This is a genomic window from Serratia sp. (in: enterobacteria) (assembly GCF_052400455.1).
In the GTDB taxonomy this organism is placed as follows: Bacteria; Pseudomonadota; Gammaproteobacteria; order Enterobacterales; family Enterobacteriaceae; genus Serratia; species Serratia ureilytica.
Window position 1 is genome coordinate 1,237,657 of record NZ_CP185812.1, and the last position, 24,318, is coordinate 1,261,974.

Below are 24,318 nucleotides of genomic sequence, written 5' to 3' on the forward strand. Positions count from 1 at the left end.
CGCATTTAGATATATCGATCTAGATTAGCGCTATCGATGCTGTTTAGATATATCTAAACAACCTCGTATTGATGTTCCCAACTAAAGCGAGGTCTCACCTTATGTTTCATCGATTAGGTTTACACCAGCATCATCATCACCATGAATGCGAAGAGGGTCGTCGTCATCGCGGCGGGCGCCATCACTTCGGCGGCGAAGGCGAAGAGCACGGCCGGGGTGGGCGCGGCGGCCGGGGCGGGCGTCATCGTCTGTTCGAACACGGCGATCTGCGCCTGGTGCTGCTGGCACTGGTGGCGCGCAAGCCCAGCCACGGGTACGAATTGATCAAGGCGATCGAGGAAGCGTCATCCGGCCTGTACGTGCCGAGCCCGGGGGTGATTTACCCCACGCTGACGCTGCTGGAAGAGCAGGACTTCCTCGAACCGCTCACCACCGGCAACGGCCGCAAAAGCTACCGCATCACCGCGGCGGGCGAGAGCGAGCTGCAAAAGCATCAACAGGTGGTTGAGGTCATTCTGGCGCGTCTGGCGGGCGCCGGCCGCGAGCGTCATCGGCACGGCAACCTGGCGGAAGGCATCTACGACGCCATGAACCGTCTGCGTAGCCTGCTGCGCGGCAACGTGATGCGCGCCGATCTCACGCCGCAGCAGGTGGAGCGCATCAACGCCGCGTTGCTGACCGCCGTGGCGGCGATCGAAAGCGAAATGCAGATTCAACCTTCGCAACAGGAGAAGAACTGATGCCCGGCCACCGTTTTAACATTACCGTTGAAGCCCTGAGCGATCGCCAGGGCAATCCCGTCGAGAAAGCGCCGCTGAGTTTTGAAGTGAGCAACCACGACGATATTCTCGAGATCGTCGAACGCATTCGGGCGCGTGACGATCTGAACTTCGGCCCCGAGCAGAGCGCGGCTTTTGCCGTGGGGTTGAAGCTGTTCTCCGAAGTGATGATCGAAAACCGCAAACACCCGGTGTTCGCTCCGCTGCGCGAGGCGTTTAAGGAGTTTATGGTCGGATTGAAGAAGGGCCCGGCGGCGTAAAGGCGCGGCAAACCGCGCCCTCCGGGGTTAAGGCATGAAGCGATAGCCGACGCCGGTTTCGGTCAGCAGGTGTTTGGGCCGGGCCGGATCGGCTTCGAGCTTCTGCCGCAAATGGCCCATGTAGATGCGCAGATAGTGGCTGTGCTCCACGTAGTTCGGCCCCCAGACGTGGCTCAACAGCTGGCGTTGGGTGATCACCTTGCCGGCGTTGGCCAGCAGCTCCGCCAACAGGCGAAACTCGATCGGCGTCAGATGCAGATCTTCGTCGTTGCGCAGCACCCGGCGATTCACCAGATCGACGGTAATCGCCGAAAAGCTCACCAGCGGGCTTTCCTGTTGGTTAGCTGAGTGGCGGCGCAGCGCGACCCGCACCCGCGCCAGCAGCTCACCGATGCCGAACGGCTTGCTGAGGTAGTCGTCGGCGCCGGCGTCCAGCGCGGCGATCTTGTCCTCTTCGGCGTTGCGCGCCGACAGCACGATCACCGGAATGGCGCTCCACTGCCGCAGATCGCGGATGTAGCTCAGCCCGTCGCCATCCGGCAACCCCAAATCCAGGATGATCAGATCCGGTTTGCGCGTGCCGGCCTCAATCAGCCCCCGCTGCAGCGTTTCACTTTCAAACACCCGCAGGCCTTCGCTCTCCAGCGCGGTGCGCACGAAGCGGCGGATCTCTTTTTCATCTTCAACAATCAGAATGTTGGTTGGCGTTATGCTCACGTTTCCCCTGCGTTGATTACAGATCGAAGGCGTCGCCGTCGATCTCGGGCGGTTTTTCCAGCGGCAGCACGAAGCGGAAGCTGGCGCCGCCGTTGGCGCCGTTTTCCGCCCAGATGCGGCCATCATGCACTTCAATAATGGCACGACAAATCGCTAACCCCAAGCCGACGCCGGGGATCGCCGACTCTTTATTGCCGCGTGAAAACTTGTCGAAAATCAGCTGCAGCTGATCGGCGGGGATGCCGGGGCCGTTATCCCAGACCTCGACTTCCAGCCACTCGGGCAGCGTGCGGGCGCGAATGCCGATGGTGGCCTCGGCGCCGGCGTATTTATTGGCGTTTTCCAACAGGTTGGTGAACACCCGTTCCAGCAGGCTGCCGTCGCAGTTGACCAGGATCTGTTCCGGCGGCAGATCGACCTCGATCGGATGCTGGCTGAGCAGCGGCTCCAGCATGTGCAGCGAAGCGCCGACGATCTCTTCCAGCGACTGCCACTCTTTACGCAGGCTGAAACCGCCGGACTGGATGCGCGCCATATCCAGCAGGTTGTTCACCAGCCGGGTGGTGCTCAGCACCTGCTGGCGGATCTGGCTGGCCTGGGTGGCGTGATTGGAACCTTCGGCCGCCAGGTCCAGCGTGAGAATTTCCGCCTGGCCGAACAACACGGTCAGTGGGGTGCGCAGATCGTGCGACAGCGCCGCCAGCAGCGAGTTGCGCAGCTGTTCGCGTTCGGCGTCCAGCTTGGCTTCTTCGGCGCTGCGCGACAGGTGCAGCCGTTCCAGCGCGCTGGCGATCAGCACTGCGAAGGTTTGCAGCAGCCGCTGTTGTTCCGGCACCATCAGCTGGCGCAGGTTGTTGGGCTCGATCGCCAACAGGCCGAAGGTCTGTTTGGGGGTATTGAGCGGCAGCAGCTGGTAAGGCACGCCGGGCAGGGTGTCGGTGCCAGCGCCGGCCGGCAAGCCTTTATCGAAACTCCAGCGCGCGATGGCTTCGTCTACCGACAGCAGCCCGCCTTCCTCGCCGATCATTTGCTGCAGCCGGCCGTCTTCCTGTGGCAGCAGCAGCACGGTTTTCGCCTGGAAGCTGCTGGAGAGGAAATGACGGCTGGTGTTGGCGATGTCGGCCACGGTCAGCGCGCGGCTCAGCCCGCGTGACATTTCGTACAGATGGCGCGCCCGCTGCTCGCGATAGCGCGCCACCCGGGCCTGATAACGCACCCCGGCGGTCAGGTTGCCGATGATGATGCCGACGGCGAGCATCACGCCGAAGGTCAGCAGATACTGCATATCGCTGACGGCGAACGACCATTCGGGCTGAACGAAGAACAGATCGAAACTGGCGACGTTGATCACCGCCGCCAGCACCGATGGCCAGCGGCCGAAGAACAGCGCGACGATCGCCACGCCGAGCAGGTAGACCATCACCAGGTTGGCCTGATCGAAGCCCGGCAGCAGCCACTGCGAGAGCAGGGTGATCAGCGCGCACAGCGCCACCGCCACGGCGCAGCCGCGCAGCTGCATGCGCCATTTCTCATTGAAGCTGCGGCCGTCGTGCTCCTTGCCCGGCGGCGGCTGCGCGGCGTCGCTGTCCAGCGCGACGATCACCAGATCGAGATCCGGGCCCAGCCGGCCGAGGCGATCGGCGAAACTGCCGCGCAGCTTCCAGCGCTGCTCGCTGCGGCGGCCGATGATGATTTTGCCGAGGTTATGTTCGCGGGCGTAGCGCAGCACTGCGCGCTCTTCGGACGGATCGGCCAGGGTGGCGGTTTCGGCGCCCAGCTCCTGCGCCAGCCGCAGCGCGCGCAGAATGGCGCGGCGTTGGTTTTCCGGCAGCCGGTGCAGCTTGGGGGTTTCCACGTAGACCGCATGCCAGTGGCAGCCGAGCCGCGCCGCCAGCCGTGCGGCGATGCGCACCAGCTTTTCGTTACCGCTGTTGTGGCCGACGCACAGCAGAATGCTGTCGCGGGTATGCCACACTTTCTCGCGCCCCTGGGTGTCGCGAAACTCGCGCATCTGGTCATCGACCCGATCGGCGGTGCGGCGCAGCGCCAACTCGCGCAGGGCGATCAGGTTGCCTTTACGGAAAAAATGCTCGATGGCGCGCTCGGCCTGGCCGGGAATATACACTTTGCCTTCATGCAGCCGTCGGCGCAGATCGTCCGGCGGTAGATCGACCAGCACCACTTCGCTGGCCTCGTCAAACACGTGGTCGGGCACCGTTTCGCGCACCCGCACGCCGGTCACGCCGCCCACCACGTCGTTCAGACTTTCCAAATGTTGCACGTTGACGGTAGTCAGCACGTCGATGCCGGCGTCCAGCAGCTCTTCCACATCCTGCCAGCGTTTGGGGTGGCGCGAACCGTGGGCGTTGCTGTGCGCCAGTTCGTCCATCAGGATCAGCGCCGGATGGCGCGCCAGCGCGGCGTCGAGGTCGAATTCATGCACCAGTCGCCCGCGATGCTGGATGCGCTTTTGCGGCAACAGCGCCAGGCCGTCGAGCAGGGCGGCGGTCTCGCTGCGGCCGTGGGTTTCCACCACGCCGACCAGCACGTCCAGCCCCTGGGCGCGCAAGCGCTGGGCCTCCTGCAGCATGGCGTAGGTTTTGCCCACGCCGGCGCAGGCGCCGAAAAATACCTTCAACCGGCCGCGCGGTTTTTCATTGGCCAGCGCCAGCAGGCTGTCGGGATCGGGACGCTGCTGTTCTTCTTCGACCATGACAATTCCTTGTGTTACCAAGCAAAAAGGGGTTCGGCACGCCGAACCCTATCACTATGCTGAATACCGCGCGTTACTTCAACGCATCCAGCGCCAGGTTCAGCTTCAGCACGTTGACCACCGATTCGCCCATGAAGTTGGGCGTGGCCCGATCGGTGTTGTCTTCGATCAGTTTAGCGATCTGCTCCGGCGGCAGATGACGCGCCGCCGCGACCCGCGCCAGCTGATACCGCGCCGCGGCGATCGAGATCTGCGGATCCAGCCCGCTGCCGGAGGCGGTCAGCAGATCCACCGGGATCGGGCCGCTCATGGCCGGATTGGCCTGGCGCAGCTGCGCCGCGCGTTCGGCGATAGCCTTATCCAGCGCCGGGTTGGTGGCCGCCAGGTTGCTGCCGGCGGAGGCCAGTGGATTATAGGCTGAATCGCCGGTCGCAGACGGGCGGCCCCAGAAATAGTCGGCGCGCGTGAAGTTCTGGCCGATCAGCGCGGAGCCGACCGCCTTGTCGCCCTGGTACAGCAGCGAACCGTTGGCCGCGCCCGAAAACAGCAGCTGCGCCAGCCCGGTGGTCAGCAGCGGATAGGCGATGCCGGTGAGCAGCGTCAGCAGGATCAACATCACCAGCGCAGGTCGTAAATACGTCATGTTCATTTCCCTCAATGGTTAACCGGCGACGTGCAGCGCGACCAGGATCAGGTCGATCAGTTTGATGCCGACGAACGGCACCAGCAGACCGCCGACCCCGTACAGCCACAGGTTGCGGCGCAGCAGAGCCGCGGCGCTCATCGGTTTGTAGCTCACCCCTTTCAGCGCCAGCGGGATCAGAAACACGATCACCAGGGCGTTGAAGATCACCGCCGACATGATGGCGGAGGCGGGGGAGTGCAGGTGCATCACGTTCAGCGCGTTCAGCTGCGGATAGGTGGCCGCGAACGCCGCCGGAATGATGGCGAAGTACTTGGCCACGTCGTTGGCGATGCTGAAGGTGGTCAGCGAACCGCGCGTCATCAGCATCTGTTTGCCGATATGTACCACTTCGATCAGCTTGGTCGGGTTGGAATCCAGATCGACCATGTTGCCCGCCTCTTTGGCGGCCTGGGTGCCGGAGTTCATCGCCACCGCCACATCGGCCTGCGCCAGTGCCGGGGCGTCGTTGGTGCCGTCGCCGGTCATCGCCACCAGACGGCCTTCCGCCTGATACTGGCGGATCAGCGCCAGTTTGGCTTCCGGCGTGGCTTCCGACAGGAAGTCGTCCACCCCGGCTTCGGCGGCGATCGCCGCCGCGGTCAGCGGGTTATCGCCGGTGATCATCACCGTTTTGATGCCCATCTTGCGCAGCTCATTGAAGCGCTCTTTGATGCCGCCCTTGACGATATCCTTCAACGCCACCACGCCCAGCACCCGGGCGCCTTCCGCCACCACCAGCGGCGTGCCGCCGGTGCGCGCCACGCTTTCCACCAGATCGTCCACCGCCCGCGGGAAGTGCCCCTGATTGGTTTCGACGTGACGGCGAATGGCGTCCACCGCGCCTTTGCGGATCATGCGCTCCTGCACGTTGACGCCGCTCATGCGAGTCTGGGCGGAGAAGGGCACGAAGGTGGCGTTCAGCGCCTGCAGATCGCGCTCGCGCAGGTTAAAGCGCTGTTTGGCCAGCACCACGATGCTGCGGCCTTCCGGCGTTTCGTCCGCCAGCGAAGCCAGCTGCGCGGCGTTCGCCAGCTCTTGTTCTTTCACGCCCGGCGCTGGCAGGAACTCCGAAGCCTGACGGTTGCCCAGCGTAATGGTGCCGGTTTTATCCAGCAGCAGCACGTCCACGTCGCCGGCGGCTTCCACCGCGCGGCCGCTGGTGGCGATCACGTTGGCGCCGAGCATGCGGCTCATCCCGGCCACGCCGATGGCGGACAGCAGGCCGCCGATGGTGGTGGGGATCAGGCAAACCAGCAGCGCGACCAGTACGGTGATGGTGACCACGCTGCCGCTGCCGGCCGCCTCGACGCTGTATTGCGAGAACGGGAACAGGGTGGCGGTGGCCAACACGAACACGATGGTCAGCGCCACCAGCAGGATGGTCAGCGCGATTTCGTTCGGCGTTTTGCGGCGTTTGGCGCCTTCCACCATGGCGATCATGCGATCGAGGAAGGTTTCCCCTGGGTTGACGCTGCACTGCACCACCAGCCAGTCGGACAGCACGCGGGTGCCGCCGGTGACCGAGGAGAAGTCCCCGCCGGATTCGCGGATCACCGGGGCGGATTCCCCGGTGATGGCGCTTTCATCCACCGAGGCGCCGCCCTCCAGCACTTCGCCGTCGCACGGAATGGTGTCGCCGGCTTCCACCAGCACGATATCGCCTTTGCGCAGGTTCTCGGCGGCCACTTTCTCCGTGGCGCCGTCGCGGCGCGGGCCGGCCAGTTTTTTCGCCCAGCTGGTTTTCTTGGTGCCTTTCAGGCTTTCCGCCTGGGCCTTGCTGCGGCCTTCGGCCAGCGCCTCGGCGAAGTTGGCGAACAGCACGGTGAACCACAACCACAGGGAGACGCTGCCGGTAAAGGCGGCGGCGCCGTCGGTTTGGCCGGCGAGGATCGCCAGCCAGATGGCGGTGGTCAGCAGGCTGCCGATATACACCACGAACATCACCGGGTTGCGCCATTGAACGCGAGGGTCCAGTTTTTTCACCGCATCGATCAGCGCGGTGCGCACCAGAGCCGGTTCAAACAGCGCGCGTTGTTTGCGAGTCATCTCTTATTCTCTCTCTGTGACGTCTGTTAGTTTGCCAACCAAAGTTGCAAATGCTCGGCCACCGGGCCCAGCGCCAGCGCCGGCACGAAGGTCAGCGCGCCCACCAGCAGCACGGTGCCGATCAGCAGGCCGATAAACAGCGGCCCATAGGTCGGCAGGGTGCCGTTGCCCGCCGGCTGGCGTGGCTTGGCGCTCAGCGAACCGGCGATCGCCAGCACCGGCAGGATCACCCCGAAGCGGCCGACGAACATGGCGAAGGCCAGCAGCAGGTTGTAGAACGGCGTATTGACGCTCAACCCGGCGAAGGCGCTGCCGTTGTTGTTGGCGGCGGAGGACAGGGCATACAGCACTTCGCTGAAGCCGTGGGCGCCCGGATTGAGGATGCCGGCGCGGCCCGCGTCGGTGCCGATAGCCAGCGCGCTGCCCAGCAACACCAGCGCCGGCGTGACCAGGATCGCCAGCGCGGTCATCTTCATGTCGTAAACGTCGATCTTCTTGCCCAGATATTCCGGGGTGCGGCCGATCATCAGACCGGCGATAAACACCGTCAGCAGCACGAACAGCAGCATGCCGTACAGGCCGGAGCCGACGCCGCCGAACACCACTTCACCGATCTGCATCAGCCACATCGGCACCATGCCGCCCAGCGCGGTGAAGGAGTCGTGCATGGCGTTGACCGCCCCGCAGGACGCGGCGGTGGTCACCACCGAGAACAGGCTGGTGGCGAGAATGCCGAAGCGCGACTCTTTGCCTTCCATATTGATGTTGCTGTCGGCGCCCAGCGCGCTCAGGTGCGGGTTGCCCGCCAGCTCGGCGTACATCACCACCACCACCGCCACCACGAAGATCAGCGCCATCGCCCAGATCAGCGCGTGGCCCTGACGGTTTTCACCGGCCAGTTGTCCGAAAGAGAAGCACAGCGCGCAAGGGATCAGGAAGATGGCCAGCATCTGCACGAAGTTGGTCAACACGGTCGGGTTTTCGAACGGGTGCGCCGAGTTGGCGCCGAAGAACCCCCCGCCGTTGGTGCCGAGCATCTTGATCGCTTCCTGCGAGGCGACCGGCCCCATCGGCAGCGTCTGCTGCGCGCCTTCGAGCGTGGTGACGTGCAGGTAAGGCAGGAAGTTTTGCAGCGTGCCCTGGCTGACGAAGAACAGGGCGATCAGAAGCGCGATCGGCAGCAGCACATACAGCGTGATGCGAAACAGATCGGCCCAGGCGTTGCCGACGGTCTTGCCGGCGCGGCGGGTAAAGGCGCGGATCAGCGCAAAGGCCACGGCGATGCCGGTGGAGGCGGAAACGAAGTTCTGCACCGCCAGCCCGGCCATCTGGCTGAAATAGCTGAGGGCGCTTTCACCGCTGTAGGCTTGCCAGTTGGTGTTGGTGACGAAGCTGACGGCGGTGTTGAGCGCCAGATCCCAGGAGAGGCCAGGGAAGCCTTGCGGGTTGAGCGGCAGTGAGCCCTGCGCCATCAGCAGGGCGAACAGCAGCGCCAGGCCGAGCAGGTTAAACGCCAGGATCGCCAGCGCGTACTGCCACCAATTCATCTCGGTGGGGCGGATGCCGCAGGCGCGCCAGACGCCGGCTTCCACTGCGCGCAGCGCAGGCAGCGGCTCACCTTCGATCAGGCGCGCCATAAAACCGCCCAGCGGCCGGGCCAGCAGCAGAAGCACCAGCAGGAAACTGGCGATCAGTAAAAAGGCTGAAGCCGCCATCAGAAATCCTCCGCGTTAAACAGGGCGTAGACCAGATAGGCCAACAGCAGCAGAACCAACAGCGCACCACCAATAACGCTGAAACTCACGGGACACCTCCAGAGGTGTTGTTTTTGATAGAGGCAGTGTAGGGAGCGGGGTAGAAAGAAGATGAAAAAATCGCGCGGGCGGGTGTAAAAAAAGTATAAAAATGGCTGAAATTTCAGCAAAAATTGAGCATTTCAACCAGCAGGTTGGCGGCGAGATTGCGCCTGATGAGTGAATAAGCAAGGGCAGCGGCGTGGAAGCAGGAACCGGATAATAACCACAACGTAACCAATGTTAAGTTAAAAATTAACTTGGTTGTAACAAAATTACGAATCGCCGCGGTGATTAGCGATTTTTTGTGCGATTTAGTGGTCGGATGAGTAGTAAACTTTCATCAAGTGCGCTAAAATTTTGTCCAGTTACCAAATTACCGATTGTTCATTTGATACGCCCACGCCGTTTTCCCTGACAAATCAACGGCAGGCGTTTTTAAGGAGGTTCGCATGTCTACGACCTATCACGCTTATTCACTGCATCGGATTCTCCTGCGCCGCAGCGCAGTGGTGATCGCGGGCATTTTGGCCCTGCCGGTGATGCTGTTCCGCAGCGATCGCGGGCGTTTTTACAGCTACCTGCACCGCGTCTGGTCAAAAACCAGCGATAAGCCGGTCTGGCTGCAGCAGGCGGAACTGGCGTCCTGCGACTTCTACTGAGTCACTGCCGACTCACGAACAACCCTCGCCCTGCGGCGGGGGTTTTTTTATGCCCCAAGCCCGCTGCCGTCAAGCGCAAGGTCGTATTTGGCAAGCCATTCTTCTACACTTTCCTCATCGACCAACACCACGAGAGAACGGTATGAGTGACAAGATCCCTATCGGCATCAGCGCCTGTTTACTGGGCGACGCGGTGCGTTTCGACGGTGGCCACAAGCGGCTGGCCTTCGCGGTGGAACAGTTGGCGCCCTATGTGCGCTTTGAGCCCGTATGCCCGGAAATGGCGATCGGCCTGCCCACGCCGCGCCCGGCGCTGCGCCTGGTGAAACAGGCGCAGCCGTGGCCGGCGATGCGCTACAGCAACGACGCCGGCGTGGATCTGACCGAGGAGATGCGCAGTTTCTCCGCGCAGCGCGTGGCTGCGTTGCAACACCTGTGCGGCTATATCGTCTGCGCCAAGTCGCCGAGCTGCGGCCTGGAGCGGGTGCGGGTCTACAGCGAGAACGGCAAGGACTCGCGTAAAAACGGCGTCGGGCTGTTTACCGCCGAGCTGCTGCGCCAGATGCCGTGGCTGCCGGTGGAAGAGGATGGGCGTTTGCAGGATGCGGCGCTGCGGGAAAACTTTATCGAGCGAGTGTACGCGCTGTATGAGTTGAACATGCTATGGCGTCAGGGGCTGACCCGCGGCGGGCTGATCGCGTTTCACAGCCGCTACAAGCTGTCGCTGCTGGCGCATTCGCAGCCGGCGTACCGCGAACTGGGGCGTTTCGTCGCCGACATTCATCGCTGGGACTCGCTGGAAGACTTCGCCGTGGAGTACCGCAGCCGCCTGATGGCGCTGTTGGCGCACAAGGCGACGCGCCGCAACCATACCAACGTGCTGATGCACGTGCAGGGTTACTTCCGCCGCCAGCTCAGCGCGGCGCAGCGCCAGGAGCTGGCGCACCTGATCGACCGCTACCGGCAGGGCATGCAGCCGCTGCTGGCGCCGATCGCCTTGCTTAAGCATTACATGGCGGAATACCCCGACAGTTATTTGGCGGAACAACGCTATTTCGAACCTTATCCGGAGGCGCTGCGTTTGCGTTACGGCCATTGATTGACAAGGGAATTTTATGACCACGCATCTGGTCTGGTTGCGTAACGATCTGCGTATCACCGACAACAAAGCGCTGCACGCTGCCTGCAGCGATCCCAAAGCCCGGGTGCTGGCGGTGTTTATCGCCACCCCGCAGCAGTGGCGGGAACATGAGATGGCGCCGCGGCAGGCGGCGCTGATCCACGCCAGCCTGCGGGCGGTACAGCAGGCGCTGGCGCAAAAGGGCATTGCGCTGCATTGCCATGCCGGCACGGACTTTGCCGCGTCGATCGACTGGCTGGCGGAGTATTGCCGGCGAGAGCAGGTGGACGCGCTATTTTACAACCGCCAGTACGAACTGAATGAACGGCGACGCGATGCGCGGCTGGAGCAGCAGTTGAATGGACGGGTAACGTGCCACGGTTTTGATGACAGCCTGCTGTTGCCGCCGGGCAGCGTGCTAACCGGCGGCGGCGAGATGTACAAGGTTTATACACCGTTTCGCAACGCCTTTATTCAGCGCCTGACTGAGTCCGACGTGAGCTGCCTGCCGGCGCCGAAGATCCGTGCCGATGGCGCGTTGCCTGCGCCTGAGGCGCCGGCGGCGTTCGATTACCCCGCGGCGGACATCGGGGATGACTATCCCGCCGGCGAGGAGGCCGCGCTGCAGCGGCTGCGCGCCTTTTGTCGTGAGCAGGTGCAAGATTACCTTCGGCAGCGCGATCTGCCCGCCATCGCCGGCACCAGCAGCCTGTCGCCCTATCTGGCGATCGGCGCGCTGTCGCCGCGCCAGTGTTTTAACCGCCTGCGCGCCGAATGCCCGCAGCTGCTGGAAGATCGCGAGAGCGGCGCTTTCGCCTGGCTGAACGAGCTGATTTGGCGCGAGTTCTATCGCCACCTGCTGGTGGCCTATCCCGAGCTGTGCCGCCATCGTCCCTTTATCGCCTGGACGGACAAGGTGCGCTGGAGCGCTGACGCGGCGAAGCAGCAGGCCTGGCAGCGGGGCGAAACCGGCTATCCGATCGTCGATGCCGCCATGCGCCAACTGAACGCTACCGGCTGGATGCACAACCGGCTGCGCATGATCAGCGCCAGTTTTCTGGTGAAGGATCTGCTGATCGACTGGCGCGCCGGGGAGCGCTATTTCATGTCGCAACTGCTGGACGGGGATCTGGCGGCCAATAACGGCGGCTGGCAGTGGGCGGCCTCCACCGGCACCGACGCCGCGCCGTATTTCCGCATCTTTAACCCGACCACCCAGGGTGAACGTTTTGATCCACAAGGCACTTTCATCCGTAAATGGTTGCCGGAACTGGCGGATGTGCCCGACAATGACATCCATTACCCCCACCGCTGGGCGGAAAAGCAGCGCCGTACGCTGAACTACCCGCTGCCGATCGTCGATCACAAACAAGCCCGCGTGGAGACGTTGGCGGCGTTCGAGGCGGCGAAACGGGGAGAGTCTTGAGGCAACTGCAAGGAGCGACGTAATGATGAAAAAGGTGCTGGCCCTGTGCCTGAGCGGCTATTCCGCGCTGGCGATCGCCGGCTTTGACGTGGTGGCGCTGGGCGTCGACGGCGGCGTCAGCGACGGCAACCTGACCTCTTATCTGATCCGCAGCGATAATCAGCCGCAGTATGTGGCGCTGGACGCCGGCTCGCTGCTGCCGGGCATCGCCAAAGGGCTGGAGAAGGGCAGTTTCCCGCAGGTGACCCCCGAGCTGGCTGCGCCTTACACGCCGCAGGGCTATGTGTTCCGGCAGTTGATCGGCGGCTATTTCATCAGCCACGGCCATCTGGACCACGTGGCGGGGCTGATCGTCGGCTCGCCCGAGGATAATAAAAAAACCGTTTACGCCCAGGCGGACACCGTGCTGACCCTGCGCAACCATTACTTCAACTGGAAGGCCTGGCCGAACTTTACCGACGCCGGCAACGGCTCGCGGCTGGGCACCTACCGGCTGCAAACGGTGCGGCCGCAGCAGCGCTTTACCCTCGGCCTGACCGGGTTGACCGGCGTGATGTACCCGCTCAGCCACGATCGCTACCCGTCGTCAATGCTGCTGATTTCCAACGGCAACGAGTTCTTCGCCTACTTCGGCGATACCGGGCCGGACAAGGTGGAGCAGTCGCGCGATCTCGATGCCGTGTGGCGCGTGCTGGGGCCGCTTGTCGAGCAGAAAAAGCTCAAGGGCATGATTATCGAAACCTCTTACCCTAACGGGGTGGAGGACAAACATCTGTACGGCCATCTGACGCCGGCCTGGCTGCTGAAGGAGCTGAAGAACCTGACGCAGTACAGCGGCGGCGAAGGCTCGCTGAACGGTCTGCCGGTGGTGATCAGCCACATCAAACCGAGCCTGAAGCAGGGCGAAGACGCGCGCGCCGCCATTGCGCAGCAGCTGGCGCAGGGCAACGATCTGGGGGTGAAATTCATCCTGATGGCGCAGGGCGACCGGCAGACATTTTGACTATGAAGAGAGAAGAGAATGCGTAACCTCGATCTGGAACAACTGATCAACACGGAACTGAACGCCGCGGCGTTTCAGGACTATGCCCCCAATGGATTGCAGGTGGAAGGGCGCCCGCACGTGCAGCGCATCGTGACCGGCGTCACCGCCTGTCAGGCGCTGTTGGACGCCGCGGTGGCGCATCAGGCCGACGCGATCATCGTGCATCACGGCTATTTCTGGAAAAACGAGGCGCCGGCGGTGCGCGGCATGAAGCGCAACCGTCTGAAAACGCTGTTGACCCACGACATCAATCTGTACGGCTACCACTTGCCGCTGGACGCGCATCCGGTGCTGGGCAACAACGCGCAGCTGGCGCAGGCGCTGGGCATTCGGGTGATTGGCGACGTCGAGCCGCTGGTGCCGCACGGGGAATTCGAACAGCCGCTGACCGGCGAAGCGCTGCAACAGCGCATCGAAAGCCGGCTGGGGCGCGCGGTGCTGCACTGCGGCGATAACGCGCCTGAGCATATTCGCCGAGTGGCCTGGTGCACCGGTGGCGGCCAGGGCTTTATTGACAGCGCGGCGCGCTTCGGCGTCGATGCTTTCATCAGCGGTGAAGTGTCTGAGCAGACCATTCACAGTGCGCGCGAAATGGGCGTGCATTTCTTTGCCGCCGGCCACCACGCGACCGAGCGCGGCGGCGTGAAAGCGCTGGGGGAATGGCTGGCTCAGCACCACGGTTTTGATGTGACCTTTATCGATATCCCGAATCCCGCCTGATTTTTTTCTGCGTCGGATCCAGCCCGGCCTGCGCGCCGGCTGAATCCTTTTATCGCGCTATTTCCTTATTTTCCTTATGGTTGCGTTCTATTGACAGCCGGGGCTGCGTCACGCATAACTGGTGTGTTTTTCAGCGCGATAATAATAAGGAGAATAAGGGTGCAACAAGCGCGTTATTACCTTTTAGGTGAAAGAGCGGTAGTGCTTGAACTGTCACCGCCGGTGACGTTGCCGAGCCAGCAGCGCATCTGGGCGCTGGCGGAAAAGCTGAATCATCATCCTGACGTGCGGGAAGTGGTGCCGGGAATGAACAACCTGACGCTGCTGTTGCATACGCCGCAGGCCGACGCCGAAGCGATGCTCGCGTTACTGCAGCAGGGGTGGGAAAGCAAAGAGCGCCTGACGCCGGAGTCGCGTCAGGTGGAGATCCCGGTTGTCTACGGCGGGGAACAGGGCCCTGATCTGGATGAGGTGGCGCGCCATACCGGCATGACGCCGCGACAGGTGGTGGAATGCCATGCGGCGGCGGCTTACGTGGTCTATTTTCTCGGCTTTCAGCCGGGCTTCTCCTATTTGGGCGGCATGCCGGAAAAACTGGCGACGCCGCGCCGCGCCGAACCGCGTCTGGCGGTGGCGGCCGGCTCCGTCGGTATCGGCGGCGGCCAGACCGGCATCTATCCGCTGGCGACGCCCGGCGGCTGGCAGCTGATCGGCCGCACGCCGCTGGCGTTGTTCAATCCCCATGAAATGCCGCCGACGCTGCTGCGCCCGGGCGATAGCGTACGCTTTGTGCCGCAGAAGGAGGGCGTATGCTGATTATTCTGCGCGCCGGCATCTATACCACGGTGCAGGATTTGGGCCGTGAAGGATTTCGCCGTCTGGGCATCAGTACCGGCGGCGCGTTGGATCAACCGGCGCTGAAGATCGCCAACCTGCTGGTGGGCAACGCGCCGGAGGCCGCCGGGCTGGAGATCACGCTCGGCCAGTTCAGCGCCGAGTTTACCCGTCCCGGCTGGATCGCCCTGACCGGCGCCGGCTGCGACGCGCAGCTGGACGGTAAGCCGCTGTGGACCGGCTGGCGCTACCCGGTGAAAAAGGGGCAGCGGCTGGTGCTGGGCACGCCGAAGCGCGGCATGCGCAGTTATCTCGCGATCGCCGGCGGTATCGCCGTGCCGGAAATGCTGGGCTCGCGCAGCACCGACATGAAAGCCGCTTTTGGCGGGTGCGAGGGGCGTAATCTGAAGGACGGCGATCGGTTGCCGCTGGGCAAATCCACCGCGCTGCCGCAAACCCGCTGTGGCGTGAAGCAGTTGCTGTTCACCAATCGCATCCGTGCGTTGCCGGGGCCGGAGTACGCCGAATTCAGCGAAGAGGCGCAAGATGCGTTTTGGCGCGCCGCCTGGCAGCTCAGCCCGCAGAGCAACCGCATGGGCTACCGTCTGCACGGCGGCACGCCGCTGGCACGCACCACCGACAGAGAGATGCTGTCGCACGGCCTGATGCCCGGCGTGGTGCAGGTGCCGCACAACGGCCAGCCGATCGTGCTGATGGCCGATGCGCAAACCACCGGCGGTTACCCGCGTATCGCCTGCGTGATCGAAGCCGATCTTTACCATTTGGCGCAGATCCGTCTCGGCGAACCGATCCATTTCGTTCTCTGTTCACTGGCCGAGGCGCAGCGCGCCAAGGCCGAGCAGGATCTTTTCCTTCGACAGATTGCCTGGGGGTTACATGATCGTTGATTTGAACGCCGATCTCGGCGAAGGCTGCGCCAACGACCAAGCGCTGTTGCAATTGGTGAGCTCGGCCAACATCGCCTGCGGCTTCCACGCCGGCGATGCGCAGACCATGCGTCAGTCGGTGCGCTGGGCATTGCAGTACGGCGTGGCGATCGGCGCCCACCCGAGTTTTCCCGATCGGGAGAATTTCGGCCGCACTCGCATGCAGCTGCCGCCGGAAACGGTGTACGCGCAGGTGGTGTATCAGCTCGGGGCGCTGGCGGCCATCGCCCGCGCCGAGGGCGGGGTGATGGTGCACGTTAAGCCGCACGGCATGCTGTACAACCAGGCGGCGGTTGAGCCGGCGCTGGCGGAAGCCATCGCCCGGGCGGTGCAGGCGGTCGATCCGGCGCTGCGGCTGGTGGGGCTGGCCGGCAGCGAGCTGATCCGCGCCGGGCAACGGCTCGGTCTGACCACCCGGCAGGAGGTGTTCGCCGATCGCGGTTATCAGGCCGACGGCACGCTGGTGCCGCGCGGTTTGCCGGGGGCATTGATCGAGGATGATGAACAAGCGCTGGCGCAAACCCTGGAGATGGTGCGCCATCACCGGGTGCGCAGCGTCGATGGCGTTTGGACCGCCGTACAGGCGGAGACCGTCTGCCTGCACGGGGACGGCGAGCATGCGCTGGCGTATGCGCGCAAGCTGCGGGACAGTTTTGTTCAACAGGGCATCCGCGTCAGCGCAGAGCAGTAAAGCAAGACACAACATCACAAACAAAAAATTATTAGAAAATATCGAGGGAAGACTATGGAACAGGCCGTGAATCTCTGGCCACTGATCGGCATCGCCGCGATCGTGGTCGGGTTTGTATTGCGTTTCAATCCGGTGCTGGTGGTGATCGCCGCCGGCATCATTACCGGTCTGGCGGCGCTGATGCCGCTGGACGTCATTCTGGAAAAGCTCGGCGAGGGCTTTCTCAATACCCGAAACCTGCCGCTGATCCTGCTGCTGCCGCTGGCGGTGATCGGCCTGCTGGAACGTCACGGGCTTAAAGAGCGGGCGCAGGCGTGGATCGCCAAGATCAAAAGCGCCACCGCCGGCCGTTTGCTGATCGTGTACCTGTTCGTGCGCGAGATCACCGCGGCGATGGGGCTGACCAGCCTGGGCGGGCATCCGCAGATGGTGCGGCCGCTGCTGGCGCCGATGGCGGAAGGGGCGACGGAAAACCGCTACGGCGAGCTGCCGGAGCGTACCCGCCACCGCCTGCGCGCCATGTCGGCCGCTACCGACAACGTCGGGCTGTTCTTCGGCGAGGATATCTTCGTGGCCTTCGGTGCGATCATCTTCATGCATAACTTTATGCTGGAGTCCGGCGGCATTCAGACCGAGCCGCTGCATATCGCGCTGTGGGGCATTCCGACCGCCATTTTCGCTTTCCTGATCCACGCGTTCCGGTTGTATCGGATGGATAAACAGCTGAGCGCCGAGCTGGCGCAGCTGAATCAGGCGGCGCTGCAGGCGAAGGGGGAGGCGCGATGAACTTCCAGCAACAATACCTTTACTGGCTGGCCGGCGCGGTGCTGCTGATTGTGGCGGTGATGTCCTTGCGCGATCGCGCCAACCCGCGCCGCATCACCACCGGGCTGTTTTGGGGGCTGTACGGCCTGGTATTCCTGGTCGGCGACTGGACTTATCGCCTGCTGGGCGATGTACTGGGCGAGGGCAGCAACGAAAAACGCATGCTGCATATCATCGTTGGCGTGGTGGTGGTGGTGATGGCCCTGATTGCCGGCTTCGGCGGCGTGCACCTCGGCAGCTATCACCAGCGGACGCCGCAGGAGCGCGAGGCGAGCGCCAAGCGCCTGGGCAACAAGCTGTTCATTCCCGCGCTGGCGATCCCGGTGGTGACGGTGGTCGGCGTGCTGCTGTTCAACAACGTGCCGGCGTTGCAAAACGCGGTATTCGGCAGCGGTAACCACGCGACGCTAATTACCCTGTTCTCGATGACCGTCGGCTGCCTGATCGGGTTGGCGATCGCGGTGACAATGACCCATGAGAAGGCGCTGCAGCCGATACAGGAAGCGCGGCGCCTGCTGGATTCGATCGGCTGGGCGTTCATTCTGCCGCAGATCCTCGCCTCGCTGGGGCTGCTGTTTACCGTCGCCGGCGTTGGCACTGCGATCTCGCATTTGACCCAGGAATATCTGGCGGTCGATAACCGTTTTATCGCCGTGGCGGTCTACGCTATCGGTATGGCGGTGCTGACCATGGTGATGGGCAACGCCTTCGCCGCTTTCCCGATCGTTACCGCCGGCATCGGCATTCCGATCCTGGTGTTGCAGCACGGCGGCAACCCGGCGGTGATGGCGGCGATCGGCATGTTCTCCGGCTATTGCGGCACCCTGATGACGCCGATGGCGGCGAACTTCAACATTGTGCCGGCGGCGCTGCTGGAGTTGCCGGACAAGAATGCGGTGATCAAGGCGCAGGTGCCGACCGGCGTGCTGCTGCTGTTGGTTAACGTGTTCCTGCTGTATTTCCTGATGTTCCTGTAGGAGTAAGGATGCAAAAAGTATTGATTACCGGCTTCGAGCCGTTTGGTGGTGAGCGCCTCAATCCCTCCTGGGAAGTGGTGAAGCAGCTCAACGATATGGAACTGGTCGGCACGCGCATTGTGGCGCGCCAGCTGCCGTGCGTGTTCGGCGCGGCGCTGGAGGCGCTCAACGCGGCGATCGACGAGGTGCAGCCGGTGATGGTACTGGCTATCGGCCAGGCCGGCGGCCGCACCGACATCACGATTGAACGGGTGGCGATCAACGTCGACGACGCGCGTATCCCCGACAATCAGGGGCAGCAGCCGGTGGACGAACCGATCGTCGCCGGCGGTCCGGCGGCCTATTTCAGCACTTTGCCGATCAAAGCGATGGTGAGTTCGATGCGCGAGGCCGGTATTCCGGCCGCCGTTTCGCAGACTGCCGGCACCTACGTGTGCAACCATGTGATGTATGGGCTGCTGCACCGTTTGAGCGGCCAACGCGAGGTGAAGGGCGGTTTTATCCATATCCCGTATTTGCCTGAGCAGGCGGCGGCGCACCCCGGCGCGCCGAGCATGGCGGCTTCGACGGTGCTGTTTGCGCTGGAGCTGGCCGTTTCCATCGCTTTGCAGGTGGAACACGATCTGAAAGTGGTGGGCGGCGCGACGCACTAATCAAGAACACTCCCGGCGCACCGGGTTGCGCCGGGTCTACGCAAGGAGTGGTCTATGCCGGAAGGACCGGAGATCCGCCGGGCGGCGGACAAACTGGCGGCGGCGGTGATCGATCAGCCGCTGACCGCCGTCGATTTCACTTTTCCCCAGTTGAAGCACTACCGTCAGCGTTTGCTCGGCGAGCGCATCGTCGCCATCGAGCCGCGCGGCAAGGCGCTGCTGACCCATTTCTCCAACGGGCTGACGATGTACAGCCATAACCAGCTGTATGGCGTGTGGAAAGTGGCGGCGGCGGGGGAGACGCCGGAGACCAAACGCGAACTGCGGGTGCGGCTGGAAACCGCTCGCAGCGCGATATTGCTCTACAGCGCGTCCGACATCACCGTCGGGCCGCGCGAGGAAATAGAACAACACCCGTTTTTGCAACGCATCGGTCCCGACGTGTTGGACATGTCGCTGACGGTGGATGAGGTGCAGGAGCGTTTGCTGACGCCGCGTTTTCGCCGCCGGCAGCTGGGCGGCATGCTGCTCGACCAGGCGTTTCTTGCCGGATTGGGCAACTATCTGCGCGCCGAAATCCTGTGGCAGGCCGAGTTGGCGCCGCAGCACAAACCGCAGGATCTGGCGCCGGAAGCGCTTTGGCGTCTGGCGGAGGCGCTGCTGGCGGTGCCGCGTCTTTCCTATCAGACGCGTGGGCAGGCGGATGAGAACCGCCATCACGGCGCGCTGTTTCGCTTCAAGGTGTTTCATCGCAGCGGCGAGCCCTGTGAGCGCTGCGGCGCGATGATTGTGCGCACCGACCTGTCGTCGCGGCCGTTTTATTGGTGCCCGGGCTGCCAGAAATAAGCAAAAAAAACGCCGCCCGAAGGGGCGGCGCTGTGCGGTTTCAGCCGGGGAAGCGGCTTACTTGGTTTTCAGCTGGGATTTGAAATCACGCTCGGCATAGCCGGTGTACAGCTGACGCGGACGGGCAATTTTGATGCCTTCGTCGTGCATTTCGTTCCAGTGCGCGATCCAGCCGATGGTGCGCGCGATGGCGAAGATCACGGTGAACATGGAAGAAGGAATGCCCATCGCCTTCAGGATGATGCCGGAGTAGAAGTCGACGTTCGGGTACAGTTTCTTCTCGATGAAGTACGGGTCGTTCAGCGCGATGTGCTCCAGCTCCATCGCCACCTGCAGCAGGTTGTCGTCCTTCTTGTTCAGCTCTTTCAGCACTTCGTGACAGGTCTCGCGCATCACGGTGGCGCGCGGATCGTAGTTCTTGTACACGCGGTGGCCGAAGCCCATCAGGCGGAAGGAGTCGTTCTTGTCCTTGGCGCGCTTGATGAATTCCGGAATGTGATCGACGGTCTTGATCTCTTCCAGCATTTTCAGCGCCGCTTCGTTGGCGCCGCCGTGCGCCGGCCCCCACAGGGAGGCGATGCCGGCCGCGATGCAGGCGAACGGGTTGGCACCGGAAGAGCCGGCGGTGCGCACGGTCGAGGTAGAGGCGTTCTGCTCATGGTCGGCGTGCAGGATCAGGATGCGATCCATGGCGCGTTCCAATACCGGGTTCACCACGTACTCTTCGCACGGGGTGGCGAACATCATGTGCAGGAAGTTGCCGGCATAGGACAGATCGTTGCGCGGATAAACGAACGGCTGGCCCAGGGAGTATTTGTAGCACATCGCGGCTACGGTCGGCATTTTGGACAGCAGACGGAACGCGGTGATTTCACGGTGACGCTCGTTGTTGACGTCCAGCGCATCGTGGTAGAACGCCGCCAGCGCGCCGGTCACGCCGCACAGCACCGCCATCGGGTGCGAGTCGCGACGGAAGCCACGGAACAGATGGGTGATCTGGTCGTGGATCATGGTGTGACGGGTAACGGTCGTTTTGAAGGTCTCGAACTCTTCCGGCGTCGGGGTCTCGCCGTACAGCAGGATGTAGCACACTTCCAGGTAGGAAGATTCTTTCGCCAGCTGTTCGATAGGGAAGCCGCGGTGCAGCAGCACGCCTTTGTCGCCGTCGATGAAGGTAATCTTGGATTCGCAAGAAGCGGTGGAGGTAAAGCCGGGATCAAATGTGAAATAACCTTTGGAACCCAGAGCGCGGACATCGAGGACATCAGGGCCCAGTGTCGGTGTCAATACGCCCAGTTCGATCGGAGCTTCGCTGTCGTTAATGGTTAGCGTCGCTTTCTTATCAGTCATTTACTGTCTCCTTAGCGCCTTATTTTAAAAACCACTAACAACTGAAATACCTTAAATCTCTGCAGGTTGCCCGCAAAAAATGGTGCGGACGCTAACTCTGTGAGCGACTGCGCAACTGTGCGCGGGTAGGGTACAGAGTGCTGACCAGGCGAACGAGACGGGTGACCAGTTGTTAACGATTCAGAGTAATTCGTTATAGTCTGTTAATCTTACCTATGAGCTGTTCGAAGAGATGTGAACCTATCCCAATAAACTGTTTTTATTTGCTTTATTTGCTTTTTGACGCCGGCAAAATCGAGCGGGAAACAACGGCTATTGGGATAGGTTCGCCAAATACACTGTTGCATAACTCGAACCCGGGGGGAAGTGTATCTGCTGACCCGTAGCGCATCATAGGACCGTTTGTGCCCCTATATGTAATGGAAATGTTGATCTCTTGTCAAATCAGATAATTAATTTTGCACTAATTGTGAAATCCGTGATCTGAATCACTGTTCGGGGGAAATGTTATCAAAGCGGTTGTATGAGAATTGTAATCAGAATGTGATCCTCCTATACTGCCGCCAGGTCTCCGGATTACCCTGAAGTAGGAGCACCCAGCGTTATAAATGCGCGCCGTTTGAGCACAGAGGATGTTGATGTTTGAGCGCGTGACGTGTAAGGGTTTTAGGCTCTTAACGCTGTCTGATCCCCGCCCAGGCCCGGAGGAAGGAAAATAATAAGAGCTGTGTGGGCAAATACGTGAAAAAACAACGACCTGTCAACTTGGATCTGCAAACGATCCGGTTCCCCGTAACTGCGATAGCGTCTATCTTACACCGAGTCTCTGGCGTAATTACCTTCGTTGCCGTGGGTATCCTCCTCTGGCTGCTGGGCCTGTCACTCTCTTCCCAAGAGGGGTTCCTGCAGGCGGCCGCCATCATGAATAGCTTCATCGTCAAATTCATATTCTGGGGCATCCTCACGGCGCTGGCCTATCACATTTGCGGTGGCATCCGTCACTTGTTAATGGATTTTGGCTACATCGAAGAGAGTTTGGCCGCCGGCACCCGTTCCGCCCAGGTGGCGATCGGTCTGACCGTCGTGCTGTCAGTTCTGGCTGGAGTCCTCGTATGGTAAACAACGTTTCTGCATTAGGGCGCAACGGCGTGCACGATTGGCTGCTGCTGCGTGCTTCCGCTATCATCATCACCCTGTACGTCCTGTATATCCTGGGCTTTTTCGTCACGGCTCCGGAACTCACTTATGACATCTGGCGCGGTTTCTTCGCCACTTCCATTACGAAAGTGTTCACTCTGCTGACCTTGCTGTCGATTCTGGTTCACGCCTGGATCGGGCTGTGGCAGGTGCTGACGGACTACGTCAAGCCGCTGGCGGTTCGCCTGGTGTTGCAGCTGGCTGTCGTGGTCGCGTTGCTGGTCTATTTACTGTACGGAACAATCGTAGTGTGGGGTGCTTAAATGAAACTGCCAGTCAGAGAGTTTGATGCCGTCGTAATCGGCGCCGGCGGTGCGGGCATGCGTGCCGCGCTGCAAATTTCCCAAGCGGGCTCGACCTGTGCCCTGCTGTCCAAAGTTTTCCCGACCCGTTCCCATACCGTGTCCGCCCAGGGCGGCATTACCGTCGCGCTTGGCAACAGCCACGAGGACAACTGGGAATGGCATATGTACGACACGGTGAAAGGTTCCGACTATATCGGTGACCAGGACGCCATCGAATATATGTGTAAAACCGGCCCGGAAGCGATTCTGGAACTGGAACACATGGGCCTGCCGTTCTCTCGCCTGGACGACGGCCGCATCTATCAGCGTCCGTTCGGCGGTCAGTCGCTGAACTTCGGCGGCGAGCAGGCGGCGCGTACCGCAGCCGCAGCCGACCGTACCGGCCACGCGCTGCTGCACACCCTGTACCAACAGAACCTGAAAAACCACACCACCATTTTCTCTGAGTGGTATGCGCTCGATCTGGTGAAAAACCAGGACGGCGCGGTGGTCGGCACCACGGCTATCTGCATCGAAACCGGTGAAGTGGTTTACTTCAAAGCCAAGGCCACCGTGCTGGCGACCGGCGGCGCAGGCCGTATTTACCAGTCCACCACCAACGCCCACATCAACACCGGCGACGGTGTCGGCATGGCGCTGCGCGCCGGCGTGCCGGTGCAGGACATGGAAATGTGGCAGTTCCACCCGACCGGCATCGCCGGCGCGGGCGTGCTGGTGACCGAAGGCTGCCGCGGCGAAGGCGGTTACCTGCTGAACAAACACGGCGAGCGCTTCATGGAGCGTTATGCGCCGAACGCCAAAGATCTGGCGGGGCGCGACGTGGTTGCCCGTTCGATCATGATCGAAATCCGCGAAGGCCGCGGCTGCGACGGTCCTTGGGGCCCGCACGCCAAGCTGAAGCTGGATCACCTGGGCAAAGAGGTGCTGGAATCCCGTCTGCCGGGCATTCTGGAGCTGTCCCGCACCTTCGCGCACGTCGATCCGGTGAAAGAGCCGATCCCGGTTATCCCAACCTGTCACTATATGATGGGCGGCATTCCGACCAAGGTGACCGGTCAGGCGCTGACCGTAAACGAGAAAGGCGAAGACGTGGTGATCCCGGGGCTGTTCGCCGTGGGCGAAATCGCCTGCGTATCGGTGCACGGCGCCAACCGTCTGGGCGGCAACTCGCTGCTGGACCTGGTGGTGTTCGGCCGTTCCGCCGGCATGCACCTGCAGGAATCGTTGGAAGAGCAGGGCGTGAGCCGTGACGCCAGCGACTCCGACGTGGAAGCTTCGCTTGATCGTCTGAACCGTTGGAACAATACCCGTTCCGGCGAAGACCCGGTCGAAATTCGCAAAGCGCTGCAGTCTTGCATGCAGCACAACTTCTCGGTATTCCGCGAAGGCGATGCGATGGCCAAGGGCCTGGAAGAACTGAAAGTGATCCGTGAACGTCTGAAGAACGCACGCCTGGACGATACCTCCAGCGAGTTCAACACCCAGCGCATCGAGTGCCTGGAGTTGGATAACCTGATGGAGACCGCGTATTCCACCGCCGTGTCGGCCAACTTCCGTACCGAGAGCCGTGGCGCGCACAGCCGCTTCGACTACCCGGAACGCGATGACGCCAACTGGCTGTGCCATTCGCTGTATCTGCCGCAATCGGAAAGCATGACGCGTCGTGAAGTGAACATGCAACCGAAGCTGCGCCCGGCATTCCCGCCGAAAGTGCGTTCTTACTAATT

24 protein-coding genes are annotated in these 24,318 nt (G+C 62.2%); 17 read left to right on the top strand and 7 right to left on the bottom strand.

The window, feature by feature from the left end; all coding sequences use genetic code 11:
- Positions 1-101: 101 nt before the first annotated feature.
- Both ACORQT_RS05860 and ACORQT_RS05865 read left to right on the top strand, forming a co-directional pair.
- The gene (locus tag ACORQT_RS05860; protein WP_072628181.1) at positions 102-740 is read left to right on the top strand and encodes a PadR family transcriptional regulator; all 639 of its coding nucleotides are present in this window, start codon (positions 102-104) and stop codon (positions 738-740) included.
- Positions 740-1,039: a DUF3861 domain-containing protein gene (locus tag ACORQT_RS05865; RefSeq protein ID WP_033642181.1), complete on the top strand. Its 300-nt coding sequence runs from the start codon at positions 740-742 to the stop codon at positions 1,037-1,039. The genes ACORQT_RS05860 and ACORQT_RS05865 overlap by 1 nt, the downstream gene beginning before the upstream one ends.
- 27 nt (positions 1,040-1,066) lie before the next feature.
- On the opposite strand, the gene kdpE is transcribed toward ACORQT_RS05865, so the two are convergent.
- The 6 genes from kdpE to ACORQT_RS05895 form a co-directional block, all read right to left on the bottom strand.
- Positions 1,067-1,756 (bottom strand): two-component system response regulator KdpE, encoded by a 690-nt coding sequence (gene kdpE / locus ACORQT_RS05870; RefSeq protein WP_016928747.1) that lies wholly within the window; start codon positions 1,754-1,756, stop codon positions 1,067-1,069.
- A gap of 16 nt (positions 1,757-1,772) precedes the next feature.
- Positions 1,773-4,469 (bottom strand): two-component system sensor histidine kinase KdpD, encoded by a 2,697-nt coding sequence (gene kdpD / locus ACORQT_RS05875; protein WP_164057451.1) that lies wholly within the window; start codon positions 4,467-4,469, stop codon positions 1,773-1,775.
- Positions 4,470-4,542: 73 nt separating this feature from the next.
- Complete coding sequence (gene kdpC, locus ACORQT_RS05880) at positions 4,543-5,112, bottom strand: potassium-transporting ATPase subunit KdpC (RefSeq protein WP_164057450.1); 570 nt, start codon at positions 5,110-5,112, stop codon at positions 4,543-4,545.
- Positions 5,113-5,130: 18 nt separating this feature from the next.
- Positions 5,131-7,200 carry a potassium-transporting ATPase subunit KdpB gene (gene kdpB, locus ACORQT_RS05885; RefSeq protein WP_164057449.1) on the bottom strand — a complete coding sequence of 690 codons (2,070 nt, stop codon included), beginning with the start codon at positions 7,198-7,200 and terminating at the stop codon, positions 5,131-5,133.
- A gap of 26 nt (positions 7,201-7,226) precedes the next feature.
- On the bottom strand, positions 7,227-8,915 hold the full coding sequence (gene kdpA, locus ACORQT_RS05890; protein ID WP_072628177.1) for a potassium-transporting ATPase subunit KdpA: 1,689 nt from the start codon (positions 8,913-8,915) through the stop codon (positions 7,227-7,229).
- Positions 8,915-9,004 carry a K(+)-transporting ATPase subunit F gene (locus tag ACORQT_RS05895; RefSeq protein WP_016928742.1) on the bottom strand — a complete coding sequence of 30 codons (90 nt, stop codon included), beginning with the start codon at positions 9,002-9,004 and terminating at the stop codon, positions 8,915-8,917. Before ACORQT_RS05895 ends, kdpA begins: the two co-directional genes overlap by 1 nt.
- Before the next feature lie 441 nt (positions 9,005-9,445).
- Here ACORQT_RS05895 and ACORQT_RS05900 point away from each other — a divergent pair, with 441 nt between their 5' ends.
- The 12 genes from ACORQT_RS05900 (at position 9,446) to nei (ending at position 19,739) form a co-directional block, all read left to right on the top strand.
- On the top strand, positions 9,446-9,655 hold the full coding sequence (locus ACORQT_RS05900; protein WP_004939916.1) for a YbfA family protein: 210 nt from the start codon (positions 9,446-9,448) through the stop codon (positions 9,653-9,655).
- Positions 9,656-9,797: 142 nt separating this feature from the next.
- Positions 9,798-10,754, top strand: a complete 957-nt coding sequence (locus tag ACORQT_RS05905) for a YbgA family protein (protein ID WP_033651168.1) — start codon at positions 9,798-9,800, stop codon at positions 10,752-10,754.
- Between the two features lie 16 nt (positions 10,755-10,770).
- Positions 10,771-12,201, top strand: coding sequence for a deoxyribodipyrimidine photo-lyase (phrB, locus tag ACORQT_RS05910; protein WP_164057448.1), 1,431 nt, complete (start codon positions 10,771-10,773; stop codon positions 12,199-12,201).
- Positions 12,202-12,223: 22 nt separating this feature from the next.
- Entirely contained in the window at positions 12,224-13,204 is a 981-nt protein-coding gene (locus ACORQT_RS05915) for an MBL fold metallo-hydrolase (RefSeq protein ID WP_042783859.1), read from the top strand.
- An 18-nt stretch (positions 13,205-13,222) separates the two neighbouring features.
- Positions 13,223-13,966, top strand: coding sequence for a type 2 GTP cyclohydrolase I (locus ACORQT_RS05920; protein ID WP_016928738.1), 744 nt, complete (start codon positions 13,223-13,225; stop codon positions 13,964-13,966).
- Between the two features lie 159 nt (positions 13,967-14,125).
- Complete coding sequence (gene pxpB, locus ACORQT_RS05925) at positions 14,126-14,782, top strand: 5-oxoprolinase subunit PxpB (RefSeq protein WP_071997796.1); 657 nt, start codon at positions 14,126-14,128, stop codon at positions 14,780-14,782.
- Positions 14,776-15,708 (top strand): 5-oxoprolinase subunit PxpC, encoded by a 933-nt coding sequence (gene pxpC, locus ACORQT_RS05930; RefSeq protein WP_069100736.1) that lies wholly within the window; start codon positions 14,776-14,778, stop codon positions 15,706-15,708. Before pxpB ends, pxpC begins: the two co-directional genes overlap by 7 nt.
- Positions 15,698-16,438, top strand: coding sequence for a 5-oxoprolinase subunit PxpA (pxpA, locus tag ACORQT_RS05935; protein ID WP_004939906.1), 741 nt, complete (start codon positions 15,698-15,700; stop codon positions 16,436-16,438). The genes pxpC and pxpA overlap by 11 nt, the downstream gene beginning before the upstream one ends.
- Before the next feature lie 54 nt (positions 16,439-16,492).
- Positions 16,493-17,224, top strand: a complete 732-nt coding sequence (locus tag ACORQT_RS05940) for a DUF969 domain-containing protein (protein ID WP_016928734.1) — start codon at positions 16,493-16,495, stop codon at positions 17,222-17,224.
- Positions 17,221-18,240 carry a DUF979 domain-containing protein gene (locus ACORQT_RS05945; RefSeq protein WP_164057447.1) on the top strand — a complete coding sequence of 340 codons (1,020 nt, stop codon included), beginning with the start codon at positions 17,221-17,223 and terminating at the stop codon, positions 18,238-18,240. Before ACORQT_RS05940 ends, ACORQT_RS05945 begins: the two co-directional genes overlap by 4 nt.
- Before the next feature lie 8 nt (positions 18,241-18,248).
- Complete coding sequence (gene pcp / locus ACORQT_RS05950) at positions 18,249-18,893, top strand: pyroglutamyl-peptidase I (protein ID WP_016928732.1); 645 nt, start codon at positions 18,249-18,251, stop codon at positions 18,891-18,893.
- 54 nt (positions 18,894-18,947) lie between these two features.
- Positions 18,948-19,739, top strand: a complete 792-nt coding sequence (nei, locus tag ACORQT_RS05955; RefSeq protein ID WP_164057446.1) for an endonuclease VIII — start codon at positions 18,948-18,950, stop codon at positions 19,737-19,739.
- Positions 19,740-19,796: 57 nt separating this feature from the next.
- Here the strand turns inward: nei and ACORQT_RS05960 are convergent, their stop codons facing one another.
- The gene (locus ACORQT_RS05960) at positions 19,797-21,089 is read right to left on the bottom strand and encodes a citrate synthase (RefSeq protein ID WP_033642196.1); all 1,293 of its coding nucleotides are present in this window, start codon (positions 21,087-21,089) and stop codon (positions 19,797-19,799) included.
- A 729-nt stretch (positions 21,090-21,818) separates the two neighbouring features.
- On the opposite strand from ACORQT_RS05960, the gene sdhC reads away from it, so the two are divergent.
- Genes sdhC through sdhA form a run of 3 tightly spaced genes read left to right on the top strand, consistent with a single transcriptional unit; the run spans position 21,819 to position 24,316 of the window.
- Positions 21,819-22,208 carry a succinate dehydrogenase cytochrome b556 subunit gene (gene sdhC / locus ACORQT_RS05965; RefSeq protein WP_004939893.1) on the top strand — a complete coding sequence of 130 codons (390 nt, stop codon included), beginning with the start codon at positions 21,819-21,821 and terminating at the stop codon, positions 22,206-22,208.
- Positions 22,202-22,549 carry a succinate dehydrogenase membrane anchor subunit gene (gene sdhD / locus ACORQT_RS05970; protein ID WP_004939891.1) on the top strand — a complete coding sequence of 116 codons (348 nt, stop codon included), beginning with the start codon at positions 22,202-22,204 and terminating at the stop codon, positions 22,547-22,549. The genes sdhC and sdhD overlap by 7 nt, the downstream gene beginning before the upstream one ends.
- Positions 22,550-24,316 carry a succinate dehydrogenase flavoprotein subunit gene (gene sdhA / locus ACORQT_RS05975; RefSeq protein WP_015376974.1) on the top strand — a complete coding sequence of 589 codons (1,767 nt, stop codon included), beginning with the start codon at positions 22,550-22,552 and terminating at the stop codon, positions 24,314-24,316.
- Positions 24,317-24,318 lie beyond the last annotated feature (2 nt).